Consider the following 21,105-nt stretch of genomic DNA (forward strand, 5'->3'; position numbering starts at 1 on the left):
GAAAAAATTGTAGATTAAGCGTATAATGGTCTTTAAAAAGTCAGGTGGTCACAAGCTATGCCCAAAATCGATGATGTAGCGGAAAAAGCGGGGGTTTCCGTGACTACGGTTTCCCGTGTGCTTAATAACCGGGGATATATCAGTCAGGCGACGTTGGATAAAGTACATGAGGCGATGAAGGAGCTGAATTATCATCCGAATGAAATGGCTCGTTCTTTGTTCAGAAAAAAGTCGTATATGATTGGCCTCATTATTCCTACGGTTGCTCATCCTTTTTTTGGTGAATTGGCTCATTACCTTGAATCTTATGCCGACCAACGCGGGTATAAAATGATTCTGTGCAATTCGAATCGCGATGTGTCGAAAGAACGCAAGTATATCGACATGCTGAAAAAAAATCAAGTGGATGCAATTGTTATGGGCAGCATGGTTTTGGATGTCGAACATTATCGTAATCTGAACCTTCCTATCGTAGCTTTCGATCGGGTTGTCGACGACAATATTCCTGTTGTGACCTCCGATAATTTGCTGGGCGGAAAGCTTGCAGCGCGGCTGCTCATCGGCAAAGGCTGCCGAAAGCTGGCTTATATGCAAGGCGGAATTGGCGGCCAGCATCATAATGATTTACTTGCCGGAGGGAGATATCAAGGATTTATCGACGAACTGCAGAATACCGGGATCGAACACTTTGCTTTGAATTTGGAAGGACACGACTTGGATAATAGGCCAAGCGAGGAGCGAATTGTCCGTTTTCTGCAGGAGCATTCGGAAATAGACGGGGTCTTCGCCAGCAGCGATATGATCGCATCCATAGTTATTCAAGCATGTCGCCGATTAGATAAAAGAATTCCGGAAGAGATGAAAATTATCGGATATGACGACGTGAGGGTCGCTTCTTTATTGGCGCCGCGCCTTACAACCATCAGGCAGCCTATTCAAGAGATGAGCGAATTGACGATCGACTTGATTGTCAAACAAATCGAAGGCGAGAAGGTGCCGATGGTAAATTCTTTACCCGTCACATTAATTGAACGAAGCACTACGTAAGTTTTATGGAATAGAGAAATCATGGAGGTTTGCAAGAATGGATTTCAAAAGCAAAGTGCTGCCGGAAATCAGGCAGTCTTTAACGTCACTCCCTCATTTTCAGCTTCCCGATGATTTGGCGGAGGTAAGGCAAAGCCCATTGCCGCAATCATTGAAGTCCGAATATGTTCGAATCGCCGACCGTATGATTTCCGGCGCAGCCGGGCAAGAGATGCTGATCAAAATTTTCGAACCCGTTCAGAGAGATGGGAAGAAGCTGCCCGCTTTACTATGGATTCATGGCGGAGGATATGTGTTAGGCCACCCTAACGGTGAACAAAGTCTCTGCGAATGTTTCGCAACAACCGCCAACTGTGTTGTCGTTTCCCCTGATTATCGGCTTGCTCCCGAACACCCGTTTCCGGCAGCGATTGAAGACTGCTACGCTGCTTTGACGTGGATGACGAACGCCGCGGCTGAGCTCAATATCGATTTGTCGCGGATTGCGATTGGCGGAGGAAGCGCGGGCGGAGGGTTGGCCGCTGCATTGGCCCTGCTGGCCCGTGATGAAGGAGGACCTTCGATCTGTTTCCAAATGCCGTTATACCCGATGATCGACGATCGGAATATAACGCCTTCCAGCTACGAGATTACAGATCCTGCTGTTTGGAACAGGGCTAACAATCAGGTGGCTTGGAAGATGTATCTTGGCGAGCATGCCGATGGCGATATTTCCCCGTATGCGGCGCCTAGCCGTGCGACGAACCTGGCCGGTCTTCCTCCGGCGTATACTTGCGTAGGCCAGCTTGATTCGTTTCGCGACGAGACGATCGAGTATGTCACGCGGCTTGCCCAAGCCGGCGTCGACGTGGAATTTCAGCTTTATCCCGGGTGTTATCATGCCTTTGAGCACGTCGTTCCGGAGGCGGAAATCAGTCAACGCGCCCGGCACGGATATGTGAATGCTCTGGCAAGAGCTTTTAAACGTTAAGTTTTATCGGCGGAGGGAGGCTTAAGCCTCTCTTCACTTATTTGTAGAATTGAAAATGTTCTTTTAAAAAGGAAGGTTGCCATGTTTAAGAGGACAAAGCCGATTTCGTTAGTTTACAAATTTTCACTCCAAATTACGTTGATATTGGCGATACTTGTAGCGGTTCTGATCATCAGCAACATATATTCCTTCAATGTAGTGGAAACGAATATAGTGAACAGCTCCAAATATACGATGGGGATTCACATGAACAATATCCAAAATCGCTTGGACAGCGTTTCCAAAGATGTAAACGAAGTGTTCGAAAATCATATAGACGACGTCATGCTCTACTCGAAAAAAGATGAGAGCGGCAAATACTTCGACGCCTTGCGATTAAAAAATATATTGGTCTCGAAAGTGTCAAATAACGAAAGCATCGATGCTTTATTTATTTTGGAGCCTAGTGAGCGCCTCTTTTTGGTGCAGTTCGGTAAAAGCATACTTTCCAATGAAAATCAAACTGTATCCGATTACTTAAAAAGTGAAACCTTCGCGGGAAATACGGCGATCGGGAGAGAGTGGTCCCCGGTTCAGCTGAACGGAATCAGTTATGAAATCATCAGCTTCAAGGTATCGGGCATTATGATCGGCGCGGCGGTAAAAGCCGACTCTCTCATGAATGTCGTGAGAAAGACTTCAGATTCCCAAAACCATTATGTATTAACCGGTAAAAACGGAAGCATGCTTGCCGTATCCGATCCATTCCTTTCTCATGTGAGCTCGCTGCCGGATGTCCGTGAAACTTCGTACAAGCTTGACGGCAAATATTTCGTCATTTCAGAGGATGTGCCGGAGATCGGAAAGCTTTCGAATATGATAGAACGCAAGAGCGTATTGTCCGGTTTGGATTTTATCCAATGGGTGATTGTTTCTCTTGGGGTTGTTGCCTTAGTTATCGTTCCCGCTGTATTATTTTCACTTTCGCGCGAGATTATTAAGCCCGTTCTTGAGCTTGTCAAAGCAACGAAGGAACTGGAAAAGGGAAACTGGAATTACCGGCTGCCGCTGCATCAAACGTCCGTCGAGTTCGCCAAATTGTTTCATTCATTCACATCGATGATCCAAGAAATAAAGCAGTTAAAGATCCATTCATATGAAGAGAAGCTGGAACGGAACAAAGCCGAGCTCAAGTATCTTCAAATGCAAATAAAACCCCATTTTTTCTTGAATGTCATCACGACCGTTTCCAGCCTTACGTATCAAAATAAAAGCGAAGAAATTCGCAGGCTGATCGACTATTTGTCGGACTATTTAAGATATATGTTCAAAGGAGGCTTGGTGAACGTAACCATAAGGGAAGAAATCGATCACGTGACCAATTACATTCGCATGCAAGAGATCAAGGTTCCCAATCACATCTTCCACATGATCGATATCGAACCAAACTTGGAGCAGCGTGTGCTGCCGCAATTTCTTATACAAACCTTTATTGAGAATACGTTTAAGCATGCGTTAGTTTACGGGGATATTTTGTCGATATTTATTAAAGTGGAAACATATTCTTATCACCAAGAGGATTTTATTAAAATTACGATAGAAGATAACGGGGAAGGGTTTCCTGCGGAGATCATAGATGAAGTGAATGCCGCCGGTACGAGCGACAATGATACGGGGCAGAGAATCGGCATTTCCAATATTAAAAGAACGCTGCGTTTGCTGTATAAAAGGGATGGATTATTAAAGCTTTCCAATAACGAACCGTCGGGAGCGAGGGTGGAAATATGGCTTCCTTCTCAGGCATCCTCGGTTCAGGTCCAGGAGGGAAAACATTGAAGTGTCTTTTGATTGATGATGATATTCCGACCGTAGAGGTCATGCGCGACTTTATTGATTGGAGTTCATTTGGAATTGCTGCCATATTTGCTGCGCATAATATTACGGATGCCAAAGTTCTCATTGAAGCCAATAAACCGGATATCATTATTTGCGATATCGAAATGCCAAAGGGTTCAGGACTTGACATGATTAAATGGGTAAGGGAGAGCCGTCATGACTGTGCCTTTATTTTCTTCACTTGTCATGAAAATTTTGAATTCGCATCGACGGCAATTGCCTACAATACGGATGCTTACTTAATCAAGCCTTTTGACAAAAACAAGGTCGAATCGGCTCTCGCCAAAACTGTAAACACGCTGAGGGCGAAGAATCGGCTGCAAGAGTACAGCCAATTCGGCGCCAGTTGGCTAAAAAATAAATCAATTGTCGAGCAAAGCTTTTGGAGGGATGTTGTTTTTGCCCAAATTTCCCCCCGCTTGGATTTGATTCAAGGTGAAATTCGGAAGAGAGACCTGTCTCCGGAATTGGAATACGGTTACTTTCTGGTGCTGACGAGCATCGGCAAATCGGATATTGAGGAAAGCTGGGATGAAAGCACCTTCATCTATGCGTTCGCCAATCTGACCTCGGAAACGATGCTGGACAATTTGCATGTTAGCCAAGTGATCAATTATCAGCAAGAGGACCGTTACTATATGGCGACGATCATAGGCGGAAGCAGTGCGCCGGAAGAGATTGCCGCGAGATGCCGCAGGCAAATCCGATATTGCCGGGAATATTTTCATTGCACAGCGACCTGTTATATCAGCAAGAAAGTATCGATTGACTTCTTGCATGCAACGAGAGCCGCATTGGAGGTCTTGGACAGAAATAACATCATTTATAAAGGCGATGTCCATTACCAGGAAGACCGCTTCGACTATGAAACGAATGAGTCTTACACGCTGGATGTGAACGTATTCGAGCAATTATTTATCGAAGGCGAAAAGGTACAAATCGTCAACAAGCTAAAAAAAGATCTCGAAATGTTGGCGGAGGGCAATAAGCTTGATGCCGGCATCTTGCATTCCATCAAACAGGATTTTATGCAGCTTGTATACTCGCTATTGTATAAAAATAAAATACTTGCGCATAAGCTGTTTTCCGATAACGTCTCCGGAATATTGCTGCAGAAATCCGAACATAGTGTCATGGACATGATGAAATGGGCTGCATTCGCAACGAATAAAACAATCGATTATATAAGAGAAGTGAAACAGTCCGAAAGTGTTGTGGAGAAGGCGAAAGCTTTTATACACAATCATTATCATCAGGAGCTGAATCGCGAGGATGTCGCTGCCAGCGTCTTTTTGTCGCCCGATTATCTCGCGAAAATTTTTAAAGCCGAGACAGGATTATCGATCAAAGAATACCTGAATGAGTATCGTATCCTTGTTGCAAAAGAACGGCTTATTCAAGGCGGCGAGAGCATCGGAACGATTGCCGTCGAAATTGGTTTTGACAGTATCTCTTATTTCTCCACGGTTTTCAAAAAAATAACCGGCGAAACTCCGAATGCTTTTAGAGCCAAGTATAAACCGTAATGCAAAGAAGGCCGAAAGGGTCTTCTTCTTTTTGTGAAACCACTGATTTTCGCAAAAACAGCGCTGATTTTTGAAAGATAAACCTACGGATAAGGATTAAACTGTAATCGTATTCACAAATTACTTCTGGAGGCTGCAAAATATGATAAAGACAAAAAGTATCTTAGCATCAGCGATGTCTGTAGCGCTTCTCGGTACCGTGTTGACTGCATGCTCCGGCGGAACCGGCCAATCCTCCGAATCCACCGGCGCGCCGGCGGATGGGAGCAGCGGCAAGGTTGACAAGGTTGTTATAGCCCTGCCGTCATTTAATAAAATTCCCGACGATATGAGCAGTATTAACGACGCGATCAACAAAATTACAACGAAGAAGATTCATGTGCAAGTAGACTTTAAAGTGTACGGACCGGCAGACTACGCACAAAAAGTAAATTTGGCGCTTCAAAGCGGAGAGCAGTTGGATTTATTCACCAGCCCGGGCCAATTCCCTACGTATGCCGCCAAAAAGCAGCTCTACCCTCTGGACGATTTAATCAATAAATACGGCCAGGAAACAAAGGCAACTCTGGACAAAGACTTCGGCGAAGGATTGCTGAAAGCGACAACGATGAACGGGCATATGTATGGAATTCCGGCCAATAAAGGGATGTCGGTCCCGCTGAACTTTGTATATAACGCCGATCTGCTGAAAGAGACCGGTTTTACAGCGGACGATATCAAGTCAGTAGGCGATTTGCCGAAAATATTCGACGCTGTTATGAAAAAGCATCCTGATGTCGTACCTTTTGCTCCCATTAATGTAAATCCAAGCGATACCAATCTGGTCAGACTGTTAAGAGGAATGAATGATATCGATCTTCTAACCGATGAGTCCGGGGTTGGCGTCGTTGTCGGAAATAGCGGCAAAGTGGTCAATCTTTATGAAACGGATGCGTTTAAAAACGGCGTTGCCATGATGAGGGATTGGTACAATAAAGGTTATTTGCAAAAAGATGCGGCTACGACCTCGACCAATTATGCCGATTTAGTTTCGTCGGGACGCGGCTTCTCCACTCTGGGCGGTTACAGCGGCATGGAAGCCGGCAAAGCATTAAGCGCGCAGACCGGCAAGAATGTCGCCATGAAACGAATTGCTCCTTTTTATTTCGATACGCAAGCTGTTGACTTTGTTGTGTGGATGATGTCAAGCACGACGAAAGTGCCTGAGGCTGCCATGAAGCTCTTGAACTTGACTTTTACGGATAAGGACCTGTTAAATACGATGCTTTATGGAATCGAAGGCCGGGATTATGTAAAAGTGGACGATCATCATGTGAAATATCCGGATGGAAAAGATGCGGCAACCGTACCTTATACCGCCCAACTATCCTCCGGCATTCTCGGCTCCGAATCGCTCCAATATCAACTTGAAGGTACGGATTGGAAGGATATCGATCTTAAACTTAAAGAGAACAAAGAAACGAAGAGGTCGCCGTACTTCGGATTCATCTTCGATCCGTCTTCCGTAAAAACCGAGCTGAGCGCGGTAAATAATGTGGTCAACCAATACATTCCCGGATTGATTTGCGGGGCATTGGATCCGGAAACGACCCTGCCCAAGTTTGTGAAAGCACTCAATGACGCCGGAGCGCAAACCATCGTTCAGAAGAAGCAGGAGCAATTGGACAAATGGCTTGCTGAGCAAAAGGTGAAGTAATATGGATAAGCCGGTAAAGAAAAACAGGAAGAAGGCCAGCAATACTGTGCCGCTTCTGCTGATTGCGGCTCCCGGTTTGTTATACTTGCTGATCAACAACTACATTCCGATGTTCGGGGTATTTATCGCCTTTAAGGAAATGGATTTTACAAAAGGAATATTCGGAAGCGATTGGGTAGGGCTCAAAAACTTCGAGTTTTTATTCCGGACCTCCGATGCGTGGATGATGACCAGGAATACACTTCTTTACAATGTTGCGTTTATTATTCTGGGTACGATCGCTTCCATATTTATCGCAATTCTGATGTCGGAGCTGTTAAACAAGTTTTACTCAAAGTTTTTTCAATCAGGCCTAGTTCTTCCTAACCTGGTATCTATGGTAATCGTATCTTTTCTTGTATTTGCTTACTTGAACGCCGATAGCGGGTTCATCAACCATTCGATACTGCAGCCGCTCGGCATATCGGCCGTAAACTGGTATTCGGAGCCTAAATACTGGCCTTACATCCTGGTTATCATCCAGCTATGGAAAACGGCGGGATACGGTTCTATCGTCTACTTCGGTTTTATCGCGGGAATCGATAGAAGCATTTATGAAGCCGCCAAGATTGACGGCGCAGGCAAACTCAAACAAATAAGCATGATCACTCTTCCATTGCTGACGCCAACTATAATCATACTTGGATTAATGTCGGTCGGCCGCATATTCAATTCCGATTTCGGACTCTTTTATCAAGTGCCGTTGAATGCGGGAGCCTTGTACAGTACGACGCAAACCATCGATACCTATGTATATCGGGCCCTCATGCAGGTTAACGATATCGGCATGTCGGCGGCGGCCGGTCTATATCAGTCACTCGTAGGCTTTATTCTTGTTATCCTGGCAAATGCCATTGTGAGGAGAATAAATTCCGACAACGCGCTTTTCTAGGAGGAAATGTATAATGACGAGCTTGCAATCCAGAGGAGAACGGGCATTTGCCATATTCTCCGCAGCAGCCATGACCTTGATCACCGTATGCGCTTTTCTGCCTTTTATCTTGATGCTGGTGGCATCGTTCACCGACGAAAAGACGCTGATTAGAGACGGATACAGCTATTTTCCGGCTAAAATGAGCATGGAAGCGTACGTATATTTATTCGGCAATATGTCGACCTTTGTGAGGGCGTATGGGGTTTCCATTTGTGTGACTGTCATCGGAACCGTCGTCAGCCTCGTGATCACGGCAATGCTTGCGTACCCGATGTCAAGGAAGGACTTCAAATATCATAATGCCCTTGCATTTATCGTATTTTTCACCTTGCTGTTTAATGGCGGTATCGTACCTTCTTATATGATGTGGACTAAAGTTTTTTCGATCAAAGATACGTTAGCCGCATTGATTGTGCCGAATTTGCTGATGAATGGCTTTAACGTTCTGCTGGTAAGGAATTTCTACAAGCATAACGTGCCTGCCGCGCTTATCGAATCGGCCCAAATCGACGGAGCCAGCGAAATACGGACGTTCTACAGCATTATGCTGCCGCTTTCGGTTCCGGTCATGGCGACGGTCGGATTGTTTACGGGACTTGCCTACTGGAACGATTGGATTAATGCGCTTTACTTTGTTACCAAGCCGCAATATTACGGGATTCAAAATTTGTTGATCCGTCTGATGAATAACATCCAATTCTTAAAATCCAGCCAGGCAAGCAGCATGCTGGGGGCCGGCGCGGCCGATCTTCCGACCACGGCGGTACGGATGGCCATGGGCATTATCGGAATTTTGCCGATCTTGGCCGTACTGCCGTTCCTGCAAAAATATTTGACGAAGGGTGTCGTTGTCGGCGCTGTAAAAGGATAGCACTCTACCATTGAAAGAAGGTCATGAAATGAATGTTGGGCAAGTCATTGAAGCGATTATAACGGATTCTTGCGGCACCTTCAGGCTGGAGAACACGGGCGATAGATTGGTTAGCGGCAGTCCCGATATGGAAGTAACGGGTATTGTAACGACGTTTATGGCAACTGTCGATGTGATTCATCAGGCGATTGTTTGCGGAGCCAATATGATTATTACACACGAACCTACCTTTTATACCGGAATTGACGAAACGGTCTGGCTGCAGGACGACCCTGTCTATCAGGCCAAACGAGCATTATTGGAGGATCACCGGATTGCTGTCTGGCGGTACCATGATTACATGCACATGGCAAAGACAGACCGAATTTACGACGGGCTTCTCAAGGAGATCGGCTGGGAAGACCATTTGTTGGACAAGGATTCACCCCATGCATACCGGTTCGAAGAGGTCACTTTGGCGGAACTGGCCGGCTTCTTTAAAGAAAAATTGGGCATGAATGTCATACAAATCGTAGGCGATCCCGGGATGAAGTGTTCCAGGGCGGGAATTTTGGTAGGCGGAGGCAGCTTAGGTCTGGGCCGGGAACAAATGCCGATGGAGCTGATGCGCGATAAGAACCTGGATGTGATCGTATGCGGCGAAATCGTGGAATGGACACTTTGCGCTTATGTCAATGATGCCCGTATGCTCGGACTGAACAAAGCGATGATCGTCGTAGGCCATGAACGCAGCGAGGAATGGGGCATGAAATATATGGCCGAATGGCTGAAGCCTTTGGTGAACGGCATACCGGTTTCGTTTGCCGATGCTAAGGAGCCGTTCGTGTACTTGTAATTTCAAAAAAGGAGAATAGAACGATGGCAATGCTGCAAGTGAATTATTATTCCAAAGCTTTACGGAGAGAAGTCACGTTCAATGCGCTGATCCCGTTGGATATGATCGAATTCCCCGGGCAAGCCAAATCGGAAAAGAAACCGATGAGAACCTTGTATCTATTGAACGGATACACAGGCAGCTATACGGATTGGATCAGCTTCACAAGAATACGGGAGTTATCCGACAAGCACCGTATCGCGGTTTTTATGCCGGCCGGGGAAAACCATTTTTATGTGGATGATGTCGACAAAGGAGCATTGTACGGGGAATACGTCGGAAATGAACTGGTTGCTTACACCCGCGAAATGTTCCCGATATCCCATCGAAGAGAAGATACCTTCATCGGTGGTTTATCGATGGGGGGTTATGGAGCCATTCGAAACGGCTTCAAATATGCCGAGCATTTTAGCCGGATCATCGCCTTGTCTTCAGCCCTCATTACTTACAAGATTGCCGGCGTGGGCAGCGATTATACCGACGGTGTGGCGGATTATAAATATTTTACGAGGGTATTCGGTGACTTGGATCAGCTTCAAGGGAGCGATAAAGATCCGGAAGCCTTGGTCCTAAGCTTGAAGGGGAAAGGAGCGGCGGTTCCGGAGATCTATATGGCTTGCGGTTCCGAAGATTTTTTGTTGGACGTCAATCGGCAATTTCGAGATTTTTTAGTTTTGGCACAGGTTGAGAACACGTATATCGAAAGTCCTGGGGGGCATACCTGGGATTTTTGGAATGAATATATCGAAAAAGCTTTTTTATGGGCGATGGAATAAAGTACAGGGGATGACAGATGTGTTTGAATTCGGGGATAGCATACCGTTAAGAGATAAAAAGCATGATATTTTGACTGTTGGCGAGCTTCTTATCGATATGATGACAACGGAATATGACGATAGCGATGAATGTGACACGTACCGCAAGTTGTTTGGAGGCTCTCCTTCCAATATAGCATTGAATGTGAAAAAATTGGGAATCCGCCCGCTTGTAGCTTCTGCAGTCGGAGATGACGGATTGGGCAGGTTTCTCGTTAAACAACTGCAGCAAGCGGATATCGATACGGATCTGATCCAGCGGGTCGATGATTCAACGAGTATGGTCGTCTTAACTAAGAGTGTATCTACGCCGATTCCGATATTTTATCGAGGTGCGGATTATCAATTAGCTTATACATCAGGGCTGGAGGATATCGTGATCAACTCCAAAATCGTCCACTTCTCCTGTTGGCCCATATCGAGAGTGCCGTCCCGTTATGCGATCGAAAGCGTGATGGATACGGTAAGAAAGCACGGTATTTTGATCGGTTTCGACCCTAACTATCATCCGATGATATGGCAAAAGGGCGAGAATGGAATCGACTATGTAAAATCAATGATCGGAAAAGTTGATATTGTCAAGCCTTCGGAGGATGATGCAGAGAGATTGTTTGGGAAAGCGTCTCCTGAGCGTTATCTCGAACATTTCTTAGAGCTGGGTGCTAAGCTGGTTATTTTGACATTAGGGAAGGAAGGCGCCATCGTTTCTAACGGAAAAGAGACGATTGTATTCGACTCTTTGGCTACTCAGGTTGTGGATACTACGGGAGCTGGCGATGCATTCTGGTCAGGATTTTATGCGGCGCTCGTCAAAGGTTATCCGTTGAAACAAGCTCTTTTCCTGGGATTTGCCGTCAGTGCCTATAAATTGGAGTATACCGGAGCCATCGTGGATTTACCGCATCTCGAGGTTATCAAAGAAAAATACGGATTATAGGGGACTATTGTATGCCAGTAAAAAACCAAGTGCAGCTAATCACGTATCCCGATTCTTTGGGGGGCGATCTAAAGGTGCTGAAACAGGTGCTCTTTCAACATTTTTCCGATGTATTTAAGGGGGGCGTTCATATTTTGCCTCCTTTCCCGTCTTCCGGAGACAGAGGATTTGCCCCGCTTACCTATCTGGAAATTGAACCGAGCTTCGGCACATGGGATGATATTAGAGCTATTGGAGAACACTTTGATATATTGGTCGATGTGATGGTCAACCATATTTCGAGGCAGTCCGAATATTTCCGGGATTTCCTCAAAAAGGGTCGTCAATCGGCATATGCCGACTTTTTTCTAACTTTGGATAAAATATGGGCGGACGGCAAGCCGGTTCAAGAAGACATTGCCGGCATGTTTCTGCGCAGACCAGTTCCTTATTCGACTTTTACCATTGAAGAAACTGGTGAGGAAGAGAAAGTATGGACGACGTTCGGCAAACAGGACCCATCCGAACAGATTGATCTGGATATCTGTTCGGATCAAGTAAAGCAATTGCTGAGCGATATTTTTAATAATTTCAAGCAGCAGAATGTCAAGATCGTACGTTTGGATGCAGTCGGATACATCATAAAGAAACTGGGAACAAGCTGTTTTTTTGTCGAGCCGGACATCTACGAATTCCTGGATTGGATTATGGATGTTGCGAAATCGATGGATATCGAATTGCTGCCTGAGGTTCACGCACATTATTCCATTCAGTACAAGCTTGCAGAACATGGCTGCTGGATTTACGATTTTATACTGCCGTACACCGTGCTTGATGCTTTGATCAATAAATCAAATGTGCATCTTTACAGCTATCTGAAGACTCGGCCTGAGAAGCAGTTTACTATGCTGGATTGTCATGATGGTATACCTGTTAAGCCTGACCTGGACGATTTGATCGATACGAAAGAAGCTAGAAAATTGGTTGAGCTGTGCGTGGAAAGAGGCTCGAATCTTAGTCTCATCGTATCGGAAAAACATAAGGCCGCGGACGGCTTCGATGTCCATCAAATCAGATGTTCTTATTATTCTGTGCTCGGTTGTAACGACGACGCCTATTTAGCGGCAAGAGCCATTCAATTTTTCGTGCCGGGAATCCCCCAAGTCTACTATGTCGGCCTGCTGGCGGGAGAAAACGATTTGGAGAGTGTAAAAAGAACCGGTGAAGGCAGGGAAATCAACCGCCATAACTTCAGCCTGGAGGAAATCGAGCAGTCTCTTCAAAAAGATGTAGTTCAAAGACTGATTAAACTCATTAGATTTAGAAACGAATATGCTGCTTTCAATGGACAATTCACCGTTTTACCCTCGGCGATAAACGAAATTCGGCTTGCCTGGGAAAAGGATAATCAAAATTGCCGGCTTTCGATCGATCTGAAGACCTATAGGACTATTATTGAATTCACTGGGGAAAGCGGCGAGGCAGTTCAATATGTCGTATAAAAACCAAGGGCCGTGCTCGCGCAGAAATGCCGAGGCCGTTTATCAAAATCGCGACTGACTAAATGAAGCAGCCTGGATAAATCAAAGTCTTGATTTGTCCAGGTTTTTCGCTGTCCACGTATGGTTTAGCGCGGTACCATGGATATATGCCTTTTAAACGATTTCGAGGATCGGAGGATGATTCCAAAACTCTTTTTCGTACGGATTTAATGTGACCCAATGATATACAGAATCGAGAATCTCATGTTTAATAGCAATGCCGTAGCCAACCATACGTGTCCCGTTACTGCAAACCTCAGTTGGCAACATGTGGAACGGAAAAGCTACTTCGACTTCGTTCGTTTTATGAAATACCCTGATGGACATCCCGCTGTCTTCCTGGACGGCTAAGATCCCGTCAATGCTTTTAAATGCAACATAATATTTAACTAATTGCTCATTGTTGTTAGCATCATTATCTACTAAGAATAATGCAACTTCATGATTGTCGAGTTGAGAATACAAATCTTCTCCGATACGGATTTTAAAAATTAACTGATCTGAAGCGTGTGCAATATTGTAGCTTAAATCATAGTTCTTATTGTTGGGTACAGGCGATGGCGAACCAAATTGTCCGTATTTTACTCGATACGGATCGGTAAAGTTTATGTTCTTAGTGCTGAAACAGCGGCTCCGCGTTATAGAAACAAGTTCTTTCGCTCGTGAATTGTAATCGAGGAAAAGTCTCGTTTTGAAGTCGGTTAGCCAATCAATTCTATATCTCTTGGCGGAGGCAAATTCATCCGAAAATAAGCCGGCAACCTGAGCAAGTGTTTTGCTTTCAAAGATGGCAGACAGGTATTTTAATATAGTTTGAACTTCAACAAACATGTCGTAATGGATTGCCGATTGTTTAACATGTTCCCAGTCGAGTTGAGGATACTTCTCTATAAACAAGAACACGTCGACGCAATTTTTTAAAGACGGTTTATCAGAATACCACTCTTCGGCATCGTCGTAGAGATTTTCACAAAGGCCAAGAAAAGTATGTTCCAGATCAAAGGTTGCACACTCAAAATTATCAAGAACTATGTTTCGAGAGCTTTCAATAAAACTCATGATATGAGGGGAACGCACGGTTTTGTGGAGATACCTTCCTAATTCAACTTCAAGTGTTTTCGTCAGATTACCTGAAGAGATGTTCTTAAAATAACCGTAAAATTCGTGATGGTTATCGTCCTTTAATAAAGGAAAAGGTAAATAGCGGTAGTCGTTATCGTCAACTATTTCCCAGTAATTTTTCAGTCCGCATGCAGGCAGATAACCTAAATTTCTTAAGAGTGCGTCTGCTTTTTCAACATCGGTTTCACGAATAATGAAATCTAAATCTCCAACCTGCCTAGCGTATAGATCATTATAAACCAACTTCGATACTGCAAACCCTTTCTGGAGCACTATTGTTAAGTTCTCTGCTTTAGCCACTTGCGTGATCAAAGATAACTCTTTAAGATAAATGTCTATCTCCTCTTGATGTTTACTGTATTCTACCTGCCACTCTTCAGGAGCTACTTGGCACACAAGATTGTAAACTAGCGGGAATACCTTCTGGTCCTTAGATTCTTGTAAAAGAAGCGCCCAATCAATTCCGCTGAAAGGATCCGCTTTTTTAAAAAAAGCCTCGTTCCGAACATTACAAATGATGTCCAAAAGTAAGACATGTTCTTTCTTTGCAAGGAACTTACGCCCAAATTCTAACATGTTAATTCTCCTCCTATCTATTTATGAAATTCGTAAAAGTGCTTAGTTGTTGACTCCTTATTTAAATGGATTTATTACGTTTTACAATACAATTACCCTGAATGAAATGTCAATATTTGATTTACATGGATTTAAATGCGATTTCATTTAAGTAAGAATATATAATTTTTAGGGATAATTCTATAGTATTGTGGGTTTCAATTGATAACCATTTTTAATACAATTAAAGCGTTTCCAAATGATGGTAATACTTCAAGAGTGAATAATGATTATTTATGATACCGCTGTCATTTGGGTTTTAACTGGATTGGGGAAAGTTAAAACTCGGTTTTGAAATTTATAGAGTGAGGTATTGAGATGGCACTGTATATTGAATTTTTCAAGAAGGCTTTTCAAGAACGGTATGCTTTTCGTTTTAATTTTTACATCACAATTTTCGCAAGCATTTTGCTAATGGTAATTCAAATTAACGTATGGACTGCATTGTATGACGATAAGGAAAATATAAACAATATAAACTTTGGTGAAATGGTTAGTTACATCATTATTGCAGCAATCGTTGTAACATTAACGAGATCGGGCGCAGGGAAGAAAATAGCGGAGAGAGTCGAGAACGGTAGCATAATACTGGATTTAATGAAACCTGTTAACTTCAAGAGATACTTATTCTCTGAGGATTTGGGGACGAATGTTTTCCAGACAGTTTTCGTTACAGTACCGGCTATAGTGGTTACGTGGTTATTTTTTGATATTTCTCTATCCGGGATTATCGAGAATACGATATTGTTCCTAGTCAGCCTCATGTTAGGGATAGTTATAGCATTTCATATTCATTACATCTTTGGCCTGTTTGCTTTTTGGCTTGAAACTTCTTGGTACATTCCATTTTTTATAGGCGCTTTGTTCGAGTTGTTCTCAGGATCGATTGTGCCGTTGTGGTTTTATCCGGAGTGGTTATTCAACATTTGCCAGGTGCTGCCATTTCGGTTCATTTTTTTTGAACCAATATCGATTTTTTTAGGGAAGTACGGGATACATCAAACGTTTACCATTCTTCTTATGCAATTGGGGGTGATAGCGGTCACTACTCTCATCGAGAAATATGTGTGGTTCAAGGTGCAAAAAAAATTGGTAATTCACGGGGGATGACATATGCATTATGCCCATTTATATCTTGAATACATTAAATTAAGGGTAATGGGGGTAGCCGAATACCGAAAGGCATTTATTATGGGGGGACTTGCCCAATTTGCATCATATGGGGCGGAATTTCTGATCATTTGGATCTTGGTCGACAAATTCCAATCCATCAATGGTTGGGGGGCATACGAAGTTTTGTTATTGTTTTCCTTAAATTTATGTTCATACTCGCTAGCCGGTTTTTTCTTCTTCAATCCTACAACCCAGTTAAGCAATATGGTAAAAAACGGTTCGTTCGATGAAGTGTTAACAAAGCCGCTGAATAGTTTCGTATATCTGGTGTGTCGGGAGTTCAATAGTGCATATGTTAGTCACTTTATACTCTCCGTCGGTGTGATCATCATCTGTTTCAATAATATGGAGCGTACATTAACGGGAGGAGATTTACTCTTCTTAACCGTTGTTATTTTGAGCGGTGCTTTGATTCAAGGAGCCGGGTTAATTGTAACTTCGGTGCCATCGTTTTGGATTGTCGAGACGCAAGGTTTGCGAGAAGTTCTTTTCTTTCAACTAAAGAATTTTATTCGCTATCCTATCACCATTTACAACAAGACAGTTCAGGTGATTCTAACCTTTATCCTGCCTTACGCATTTATTAATTTTTATCCGGCGCAATACTTTATTTCTAAAGGCGATTATCTTTTTTTTAATCCATACATCCAATATTTATCACCTATAGTAGGGATTGTATGTTTCGTGCTGGCTTATAAATTTTGGTTTATTGGGGTCAATCATTATAAAAGTACAGGTTCTTAGGGGGAAAATCATGATAGAAGTCAGCAATGTGACAAGGGAATTCAGAGTATTCAAACGTGATAAGGGGTTTGTTTCATCCATAAGATCTATCATATCCAGGAATTATGAAGTGAAGAAGGCTGTAAACAATATTAGCTTTAATATCCAAGAGGGCGAGCTGGTTGGATATATCGGAGCAAACGGTGCGGGAAAATCGACTACGATTAAAATGCTTGCTGGAATTCTCGTTCCTACTTCGGGTTTGGTCAAAGTCAATGGCAAGGAGCCGCACCAGAACCGGAAGGAAAACGCAATGAATGTCGGGGTCGTTTTTGGCCAACGATCGCAATTATACTGGAATCTCCCAATGGAAGAAACATTCGATCTGTTTGCGAAAATATACAAAATCAATCCGAAAGTGTTCCGGAACAATATTGCGTATTATGTGGATTTACTGGAGATGGAAGAATTCTTAAGAACGCCGGTGCGACAATTGAGTCTTGGTCAAAGAATGCGTGCCGAGCTAGCGGTAGCCTTATTGCACGAACCAAAAGTACTTTATTTAGATGAACCTACGATCGGTTTGGATGTAGCTGTTAAGGCTAAAATTAGAACCTTTATTAGGCAAATCAACAAAACAAAGAAAACGACGGTTATTCTAACCACACACGATATGAAGGATATCGAAGAAGTATGCAACCGAATCATTACGATCAATAAAGGCGAAGTCATATTCGACGGGACTGTCACCGGATTCAAGAATAATTTTAACCCGGGCCATGTGCTTACGGTCGACCTGGACGATCAACGCAATAAGTTGAACGACGATAGACTAAAGCTGCTCCAAGATGAGGGATTAAGGAAAAGTTTCTTGTTCAGTAAAAATGAATTGTCGGTTGCCCAGGCGATCTCGATTATCTCGAGCAGTTACGAAATTAAGGATATGCAACTGAAAGAACCGGACATTGAGGAGGCGGTAAAATTCCTCTATGCTGCAGCAGCCAAAGAAAACTAATTATAAAATCGAATCTTGCTCTCATTAGCGGAAAGAGGTGTGCTTTGTGAGCGAGCGGCACCATATCCAATTCATGCAAAGGGAGGAAACCAATAATGGATACCCATACAATGGAGCTGTTGGAATCTAACGGAGAAGCGGCAGAGAATGGTTTGTTGGAGTTAAACGAGTATTTCTTTACTCCAACCGATGATGTAATTATGGTGGAAGGTCGTGGAATTTATTTAACGGACAATAACGGTAAATCGTATATCGACTGCGCGTCCGCGACATTTAACTTAAGCCTCGGGTACAGCCACCCTGAAGTCATTGAAGCGGTAAAGAATCAGGCTGATAAGTTGATTCATGTGACATCCAGTTACATGACGAAACCTGTCGGTGAGTTAGTAAAAAAATTAATCGATGTTAGTCCGGAGGGATTGACGAAGGTACATTTAAAGGTGTCGGGAGGGTCCACCGCCAATGAGGGCGCGATCAAGATGGCTCAACACTATTCTGGAAAAACAGATGTGATCTCCTTGTTTCGCTCTCATGTAGGGCAAACCATTTATACCATGTATGCATCTGGGAACTCATTCCGGAAAGAGCCTTTTAGGCTGGGTCAACCCGGTATCGTACATGTTCCGCCGGCCTATTGTTATCGTTGCTTTTATAACCAAAGACCGGAAACTTGTGGAATGTTGTGCGTTGAGAGAATTAATGACTTTATTGATTATGCGAGTTCAGGGCAGGTATCTTCCATCATCGTTGAACCGATTTTAGGGAATGGAGACAATATTACACCGCCGCCGGAATATTTCCCAGCGTTGCGCAAGCTGTGCGATGAAAGAGGAATTGCTTTAATCTTTGACGAGATTCAAACGGGAATCGGGAGAACGGGGTATATGTTTGCAGCCCAATACTATGGTGTAGTCCCGGATATTATTACTGTAGCGAAAGGTCTTGGCGGGACAGGCTTTCAGGTAGCAGCGATTATCTCGAAACCAGAGTACTCTACAATGGAAGGACACCATCATTCCTTCACTTATGGTTCAAACTTGATATCGGCGACTGCTGCGCTAAAAACTTTAGAAATTATCGATAATGCCGAGTTCCTCCGGAACGTCACCAAGACCGGTGAATATATTATGGGACGCCTCATGAGGTTAAAAGAGAGATATTCCGCTATTGGCGATGTTCGTGGTGTCGGGCTCATGATCGGGATCGAAATCGTCGGCGACGATGGCATTCCTGATGAGAAGCTTACAAATTACCTTAAGAAAAAAGCTTTTCATCATGGATTAATCATGAGAACGTCTAGGTATGGTTTCGGAAACGTATTGAAAATTCGCCCGCCGTTAACAATTACCATGCAAGAAGCGGAAGAGTTGTGCGATCGATTTGAAAGCTGCTTATACGAGGTTCTGGGCACTTAGTAGCCGAAAAGGAGAAGAATATGAATTCGACAATTCCAAATTTCGATCTAGCCATCGTTGGAGGGGGATTTCGGACATCGACATTTCTCGCATCCGCCCCAGAATTATTGAATTACCGTATTTCTATAGTAGAGAAGGAGCGCTCCCTTGGACCAGGTGCATTCGGTAATTATATGGTTACAACTTCTTCAATTGGCGCAAGCCTTTTTAAAGAATTAAGTTACCGGGGACCCTTTAAAGTACTCTCCGATAATTTACAAGTCAGGTCTGTTGCTCAAGCTACGAAACCCGTCAATACGGATGTGTTGGCTGCTGCACTTCATGAGATCGGACGAGTGATTAACGATAGCTTAGGAGGTTCACCCGCTGTTCGACTAGGGACGCTTGTGAAAAAAATCGAAATGGATCAGCTCGATGGCCCCGTAAGATTACACACAGACAGTGGGGAAATACTTGAAGCCTCGCATGTGCTATTGGCGACGGGTAGAACGGAGCGGCCCCATGCAGAACTAGAAACGTGGCGTCATAAAGTTTGGTCCTCAAGCATAGTGATTAGCGCTGCATATCAAGAGAACCTAAGTAAGGTACTGCTGCGTCTGCGCGACGAACCGATTGTTATTGCGGGAAGTTCTCACAGCGCAATGTCTGCGACACGGGTGTTACTAGATCTCGCCATGAAGCTGGAAAATGAGCACAAGGAGTATCGCCGCCCTCCGATTGTTGTCCTGCAACGGAGTTTAGCTCGACTTATGTACCAATCCGTGGAAGAAGCGATCAAAGAACAGGTGTCAGGGCGCGAATACCTTTTTAATTCGTCCAGTGATGTATGTCCAGTTACCGGAATCGTCTTCAGGGACTCCGGATTACGTCACGGGTCGAAGGAACTGTATTGCGATTTGTGGAACGACAATATTCCGGGGGCAAGAATCCAGCAAATCAATAAATTAAGCGATGCATCCGACGTACTGGACGGAGCTGGGATCATTGTTCAAGCGCTTGGTTATCATGGTACGGCACCTGATATTTATGTTTCAAACGAATTGGTACGTTCTACGGATTCAGTCAAACGGCTGGAAGCCGATGAAGAGGGGGCAGCCGTAATTGGACAAAGGAAGTTTGGCAACCTATCTGTGTTGAGAGTTGAACCCACGCCCCGCAACCGTCGCGACAATGCCGCATACGGCAACGGATTGTACAGTCGATTGGCCAATCGTTTAGAGCTAGCCATTCATGACGGGGGGAGTCTTGGGTGATTACCGACAGCCGAAGGAGATTCCTTGGAGAGCTGAGTGATATCATTCGTAAGAATCGGATGCCTGGGAAACCATTGATTGTTGGAATTACGGGCGTTGATACAGCTGGGAAAACTCAACTAGTGAAAGAACTGGCGGAGGTATTGGGGAAGGGACATAAAGTACAAGTTGTACACGTAGACAATTTCCATAATGAAAAGTCCGTTCGTTACAACCCCACTTTATCGGAACCGGAACAATATTTTAGAAACAGTATTGACTTTAAACGTTTGGCTCAAGAAGTGTTAGATCCAATCCGTAGGTTAGGAAGGTTGGAAACGACTTTAATCCATTTGGATCTCCCCACGGATACATGGACGTTGCAATGTAAGTACTCGGTGTCCCCTGATACCATCGTACTCTTGGAAGGGGTATTCCTCTTCCGTCCGGAAACCAGATCGTATATTGATTTTTTTGTATACCTGGACATCCCTGAGGATGTCGTAATGAAGAGGGCACGGTTACGGGATGTACCGGTACAGGGAGAGGAAGTTCTTCGGAAGTATGACAGTAAATACTTTCCGGCTCAACGTTGCTATATAAATAAATATCGTCCTTACGAAAATGCTGATGTGGTTGTCGATAATTCGGATTGGAGAAATCCACGATTCAAGCTCCGGTTAAGAATTGACGATTAGGGGGCTAA

General features: G+C 44.0%; 18 protein-coding genes. 17 read left to right on the forward strand and 1 reads right to left on the reverse strand.

Going from position 1 to position 21,105, the window contains the following annotated elements; genetic code table 11:
* The first annotated feature begins 57 nt into the window (after nt 1–57).
* The 11 genes from AC6RNO_RS09665 to gtfA all read left to right on the forward strand — a co-directional run bounded on the left by AC6RNO_RS09665 (nt 58) and on the right by gtfA (nt 13,065).
* Nucleotides 58–1,047: a substrate-binding domain-containing protein gene (locus AC6RNO_RS09665; protein WP_497105307.1), complete on the forward strand. Its 990-nt coding sequence runs from the start codon at nt 58–60 to the stop codon at nt 1,045–1,047.
* 37 nt (nt 1,048–1,084) lie between these two features.
* A complete protein-coding gene (locus AC6RNO_RS09670; RefSeq protein ID WP_497105308.1) occupies nt 1,085–2,017 on the forward strand; it encodes an alpha/beta hydrolase fold domain-containing protein in 933 nt (310 codons plus the stop codon).
* Between the two features lie 81 nt (nt 2,018–2,098).
* Entirely contained in the window at nt 2,099–3,832 is a 1,734-nt protein-coding gene (locus AC6RNO_RS09675) for a histidine kinase (RefSeq protein ID WP_497105309.1), read from the forward strand.
* Nucleotides 3,829–5,418 carry a helix-turn-helix domain-containing protein gene (locus tag AC6RNO_RS09680; protein ID WP_497105310.1) on the forward strand — a complete coding sequence of 530 codons (1,590 nt, stop codon included), beginning with the start codon at nt 3,829–3,831 and terminating at the stop codon, nt 5,416–5,418. The genes AC6RNO_RS09675 and AC6RNO_RS09680 overlap by 4 nt, the downstream gene beginning before the upstream one ends.
* Before the next feature lie 142 nt (nt 5,419–5,560).
* Nucleotides 5,561–7,114: a DUF3502 domain-containing protein gene (locus AC6RNO_RS09685; protein ID WP_497105311.1), complete on the forward strand. Its 1,554-nt coding sequence runs from the start codon at nt 5,561–5,563 to the stop codon at nt 7,112–7,114.
* Nucleotide 7,115: 1 nt separating this feature from the next.
* The gene (locus AC6RNO_RS09690; RefSeq protein ID WP_497105312.1) at nt 7,116–8,045 is read left to right on the forward strand and encodes an ABC transporter permease subunit; all 930 of its coding nucleotides are present in this window, start codon (nt 7,116–7,118) and stop codon (nt 8,043–8,045) included.
* Between the two features lie 13 nt (nt 8,046–8,058).
* The gene (locus AC6RNO_RS09695) at nt 8,059–8,958 is read left to right on the forward strand and encodes an ABC transporter permease subunit (protein ID WP_497105313.1); all 900 of its coding nucleotides are present in this window, start codon (nt 8,059–8,061) and stop codon (nt 8,956–8,958) included.
* Between the two features lie 28 nt (nt 8,959–8,986).
* Nucleotides 8,987–9,793 (forward strand): Nif3-like dinuclear metal center hexameric protein, encoded by an 807-nt coding sequence (locus AC6RNO_RS09700; protein WP_497105314.1) that lies wholly within the window; start codon nt 8,987–8,989, stop codon nt 9,791–9,793.
* A 23-nt stretch (nt 9,794–9,816) separates the two neighbouring features.
* A complete protein-coding gene (locus tag AC6RNO_RS09705; RefSeq protein WP_497105315.1) occupies nt 9,817–10,608 on the forward strand; it encodes an alpha/beta hydrolase-fold protein in 792 nt (263 codons plus the stop codon).
* Between the two features lie 19 nt (nt 10,609–10,627).
* Complete coding sequence (locus tag AC6RNO_RS09710) at nt 10,628–11,584, forward strand: PfkB family carbohydrate kinase (RefSeq protein ID WP_497105392.1); 957 nt, start codon at nt 10,628–10,630, stop codon at nt 11,582–11,584.
* Between the two features lie 11 nt (nt 11,585–11,595).
* Nucleotides 11,596–13,065 carry a sucrose phosphorylase gene (gtfA, locus tag AC6RNO_RS09715; protein WP_497105316.1) on the forward strand — a complete coding sequence of 490 codons (1,470 nt, stop codon included), beginning with the start codon at nt 11,596–11,598 and terminating at the stop codon, nt 13,063–13,065.
* A 153-nt stretch (nt 13,066–13,218) separates the two neighbouring features.
* On the opposite strand, the gene AC6RNO_RS09720 is transcribed toward gtfA, so the two are convergent.
* Nucleotides 13,219–14,802: a nucleotidyltransferase family protein gene (locus tag AC6RNO_RS09720; protein ID WP_497105317.1), complete on the reverse strand. Its 1,584-nt coding sequence runs from the start codon at nt 14,800–14,802 to the stop codon at nt 13,219–13,221.
* Nucleotides 14,803–15,159: 357 nt separating this feature from the next.
* Between AC6RNO_RS09720 and AC6RNO_RS09725 the strand changes: the two genes are divergently transcribed.
* The 6 genes from AC6RNO_RS09725 to AC6RNO_RS09750 all read left to right on the forward strand — a co-directional run bounded on the left by AC6RNO_RS09725 (nt 15,160) and on the right by AC6RNO_RS09750 (nt 21,097).
* Nucleotides 15,160–15,951 carry an ABC transporter permease gene (locus tag AC6RNO_RS09725; RefSeq protein ID WP_488434164.1) on the forward strand — a complete coding sequence of 264 codons (792 nt, stop codon included), beginning with the start codon at nt 15,160–15,162 and terminating at the stop codon, nt 15,949–15,951.
* A 3-nt stretch (nt 15,952–15,954) separates the two neighbouring features.
* Nucleotides 15,955–16,758 carry an ABC transporter permease gene (locus AC6RNO_RS09730; protein ID WP_488434165.1) on the forward strand — a complete coding sequence of 268 codons (804 nt, stop codon included), beginning with the start codon at nt 15,955–15,957 and terminating at the stop codon, nt 16,756–16,758.
* A gap of 10 nt (nt 16,759–16,768) precedes the next feature.
* The gene (locus AC6RNO_RS09735; protein ID WP_497105318.1) at nt 16,769–17,752 is read left to right on the forward strand and encodes an ATP-binding cassette domain-containing protein; all 984 of its coding nucleotides are present in this window, start codon (nt 16,769–16,771) and stop codon (nt 17,750–17,752) included.
* Nucleotides 17,753–17,952: 200 nt separating this feature from the next.
* On the forward strand, nt 17,953–19,167 hold the full coding sequence (locus AC6RNO_RS09740; RefSeq protein WP_497105393.1) for an aminotransferase class III-fold pyridoxal phosphate-dependent enzyme: 1,215 nt from the start codon (nt 17,953–17,955) through the stop codon (nt 19,165–19,167).
* A gap of 20 nt (nt 19,168–19,187) precedes the next feature.
* A complete protein-coding gene (locus AC6RNO_RS09745; protein ID WP_497105319.1) occupies nt 19,188–20,420 on the forward strand; it encodes an FAD/NAD(P)-binding protein in 1,233 nt (410 codons plus the stop codon).
* Nucleotides 20,417–21,097, forward strand: a complete 681-nt coding sequence (locus AC6RNO_RS09750; protein WP_474682105.1) for a nucleoside/nucleotide kinase family protein — start codon at nt 20,417–20,419, stop codon at nt 21,095–21,097. Before AC6RNO_RS09745 ends, AC6RNO_RS09750 begins: the two co-directional genes overlap by 4 nt.
* Nucleotides 21,098–21,105 lie beyond the last annotated feature (8 nt).

Source organism: Paenibacillus sp. sgz302190 (assembly GCF_059820445.1).

Coding starts and splice junctions, on each gene's coding strand:
- AC6RNO_RS09730 (WP_488434165.1), top strand. CDS start 15,955: ATGCATTATGCCCATTTATATCTTGAATACATTAAATTAAGGGTAATG.
- gtfA (WP_497105316.1), top strand. CDS start 11,596: ATGCCAGTAAAAAACCAAGTGCAGCTAATCACGTATCCCGATTCTTTG.
- AC6RNO_RS09705 (WP_497105315.1), top strand. CDS start 9,817: ATGGCAATGCTGCAAGTGAATTATTATTCCAAAGCTTTACGGAGAGAA.
- AC6RNO_RS09700 (WP_497105314.1), top strand. CDS start 8,987: ATGAATGTTGGGCAAGTCATTGAAGCGATTATAACGGATTCTTGCGGC.
- AC6RNO_RS09670 (WP_497105308.1), top strand. CDS start 1,085: ATGGATTTCAAAAGCAAAGTGCTGCCGGAAATCAGGCAGTCTTTAACG.
- AC6RNO_RS09745 (WP_497105319.1), top strand. CDS start 19,188: ATGAATTCGACAATTCCAAATTTCGATCTAGCCATCGTTGGAGGGGGA.
- AC6RNO_RS09695 (WP_497105313.1), top strand. CDS start 8,059: ATGACGAGCTTGCAATCCAGAGGAGAACGGGCATTTGCCATATTCTCC.
- AC6RNO_RS09720 (WP_497105317.1), bottom strand. CDS start 14,802: ATGTTAGAATTTGGGCGTAAGTTCCTTGCAAAGAAAGAACATGTCTTA.
- AC6RNO_RS09690 (WP_497105312.1), top strand. CDS start 7,116: ATGGATAAGCCGGTAAAGAAAAACAGGAAGAAGGCCAGCAATACTGTG.
- AC6RNO_RS09675 (WP_497105309.1), top strand. CDS start 2,099: ATGTTTAAGAGGACAAAGCCGATTTCGTTAGTTTACAAATTTTCACTC.
- AC6RNO_RS09725 (WP_488434164.1), top strand. CDS start 15,160: ATGGCACTGTATATTGAATTTTTCAAGAAGGCTTTTCAAGAACGGTAT.
- AC6RNO_RS09740 (WP_497105393.1), top strand. CDS start 17,953: ATGGTGGAAGGTCGTGGAATTTATTTAACGGACAATAACGGTAAATCG.
- AC6RNO_RS09665 (WP_497105307.1), top strand. CDS start 58: ATGCCCAAAATCGATGATGTAGCGGAAAAAGCGGGGGTTTCCGTGACT.
- AC6RNO_RS09735 (WP_497105318.1), top strand. CDS start 16,769: ATGATAGAAGTCAGCAATGTGACAAGGGAATTCAGAGTATTCAAACGT.
- AC6RNO_RS09685 (WP_497105311.1), top strand. CDS start 5,561: ATGATAAAGACAAAAAGTATCTTAGCATCAGCGATGTCTGTAGCGCTT.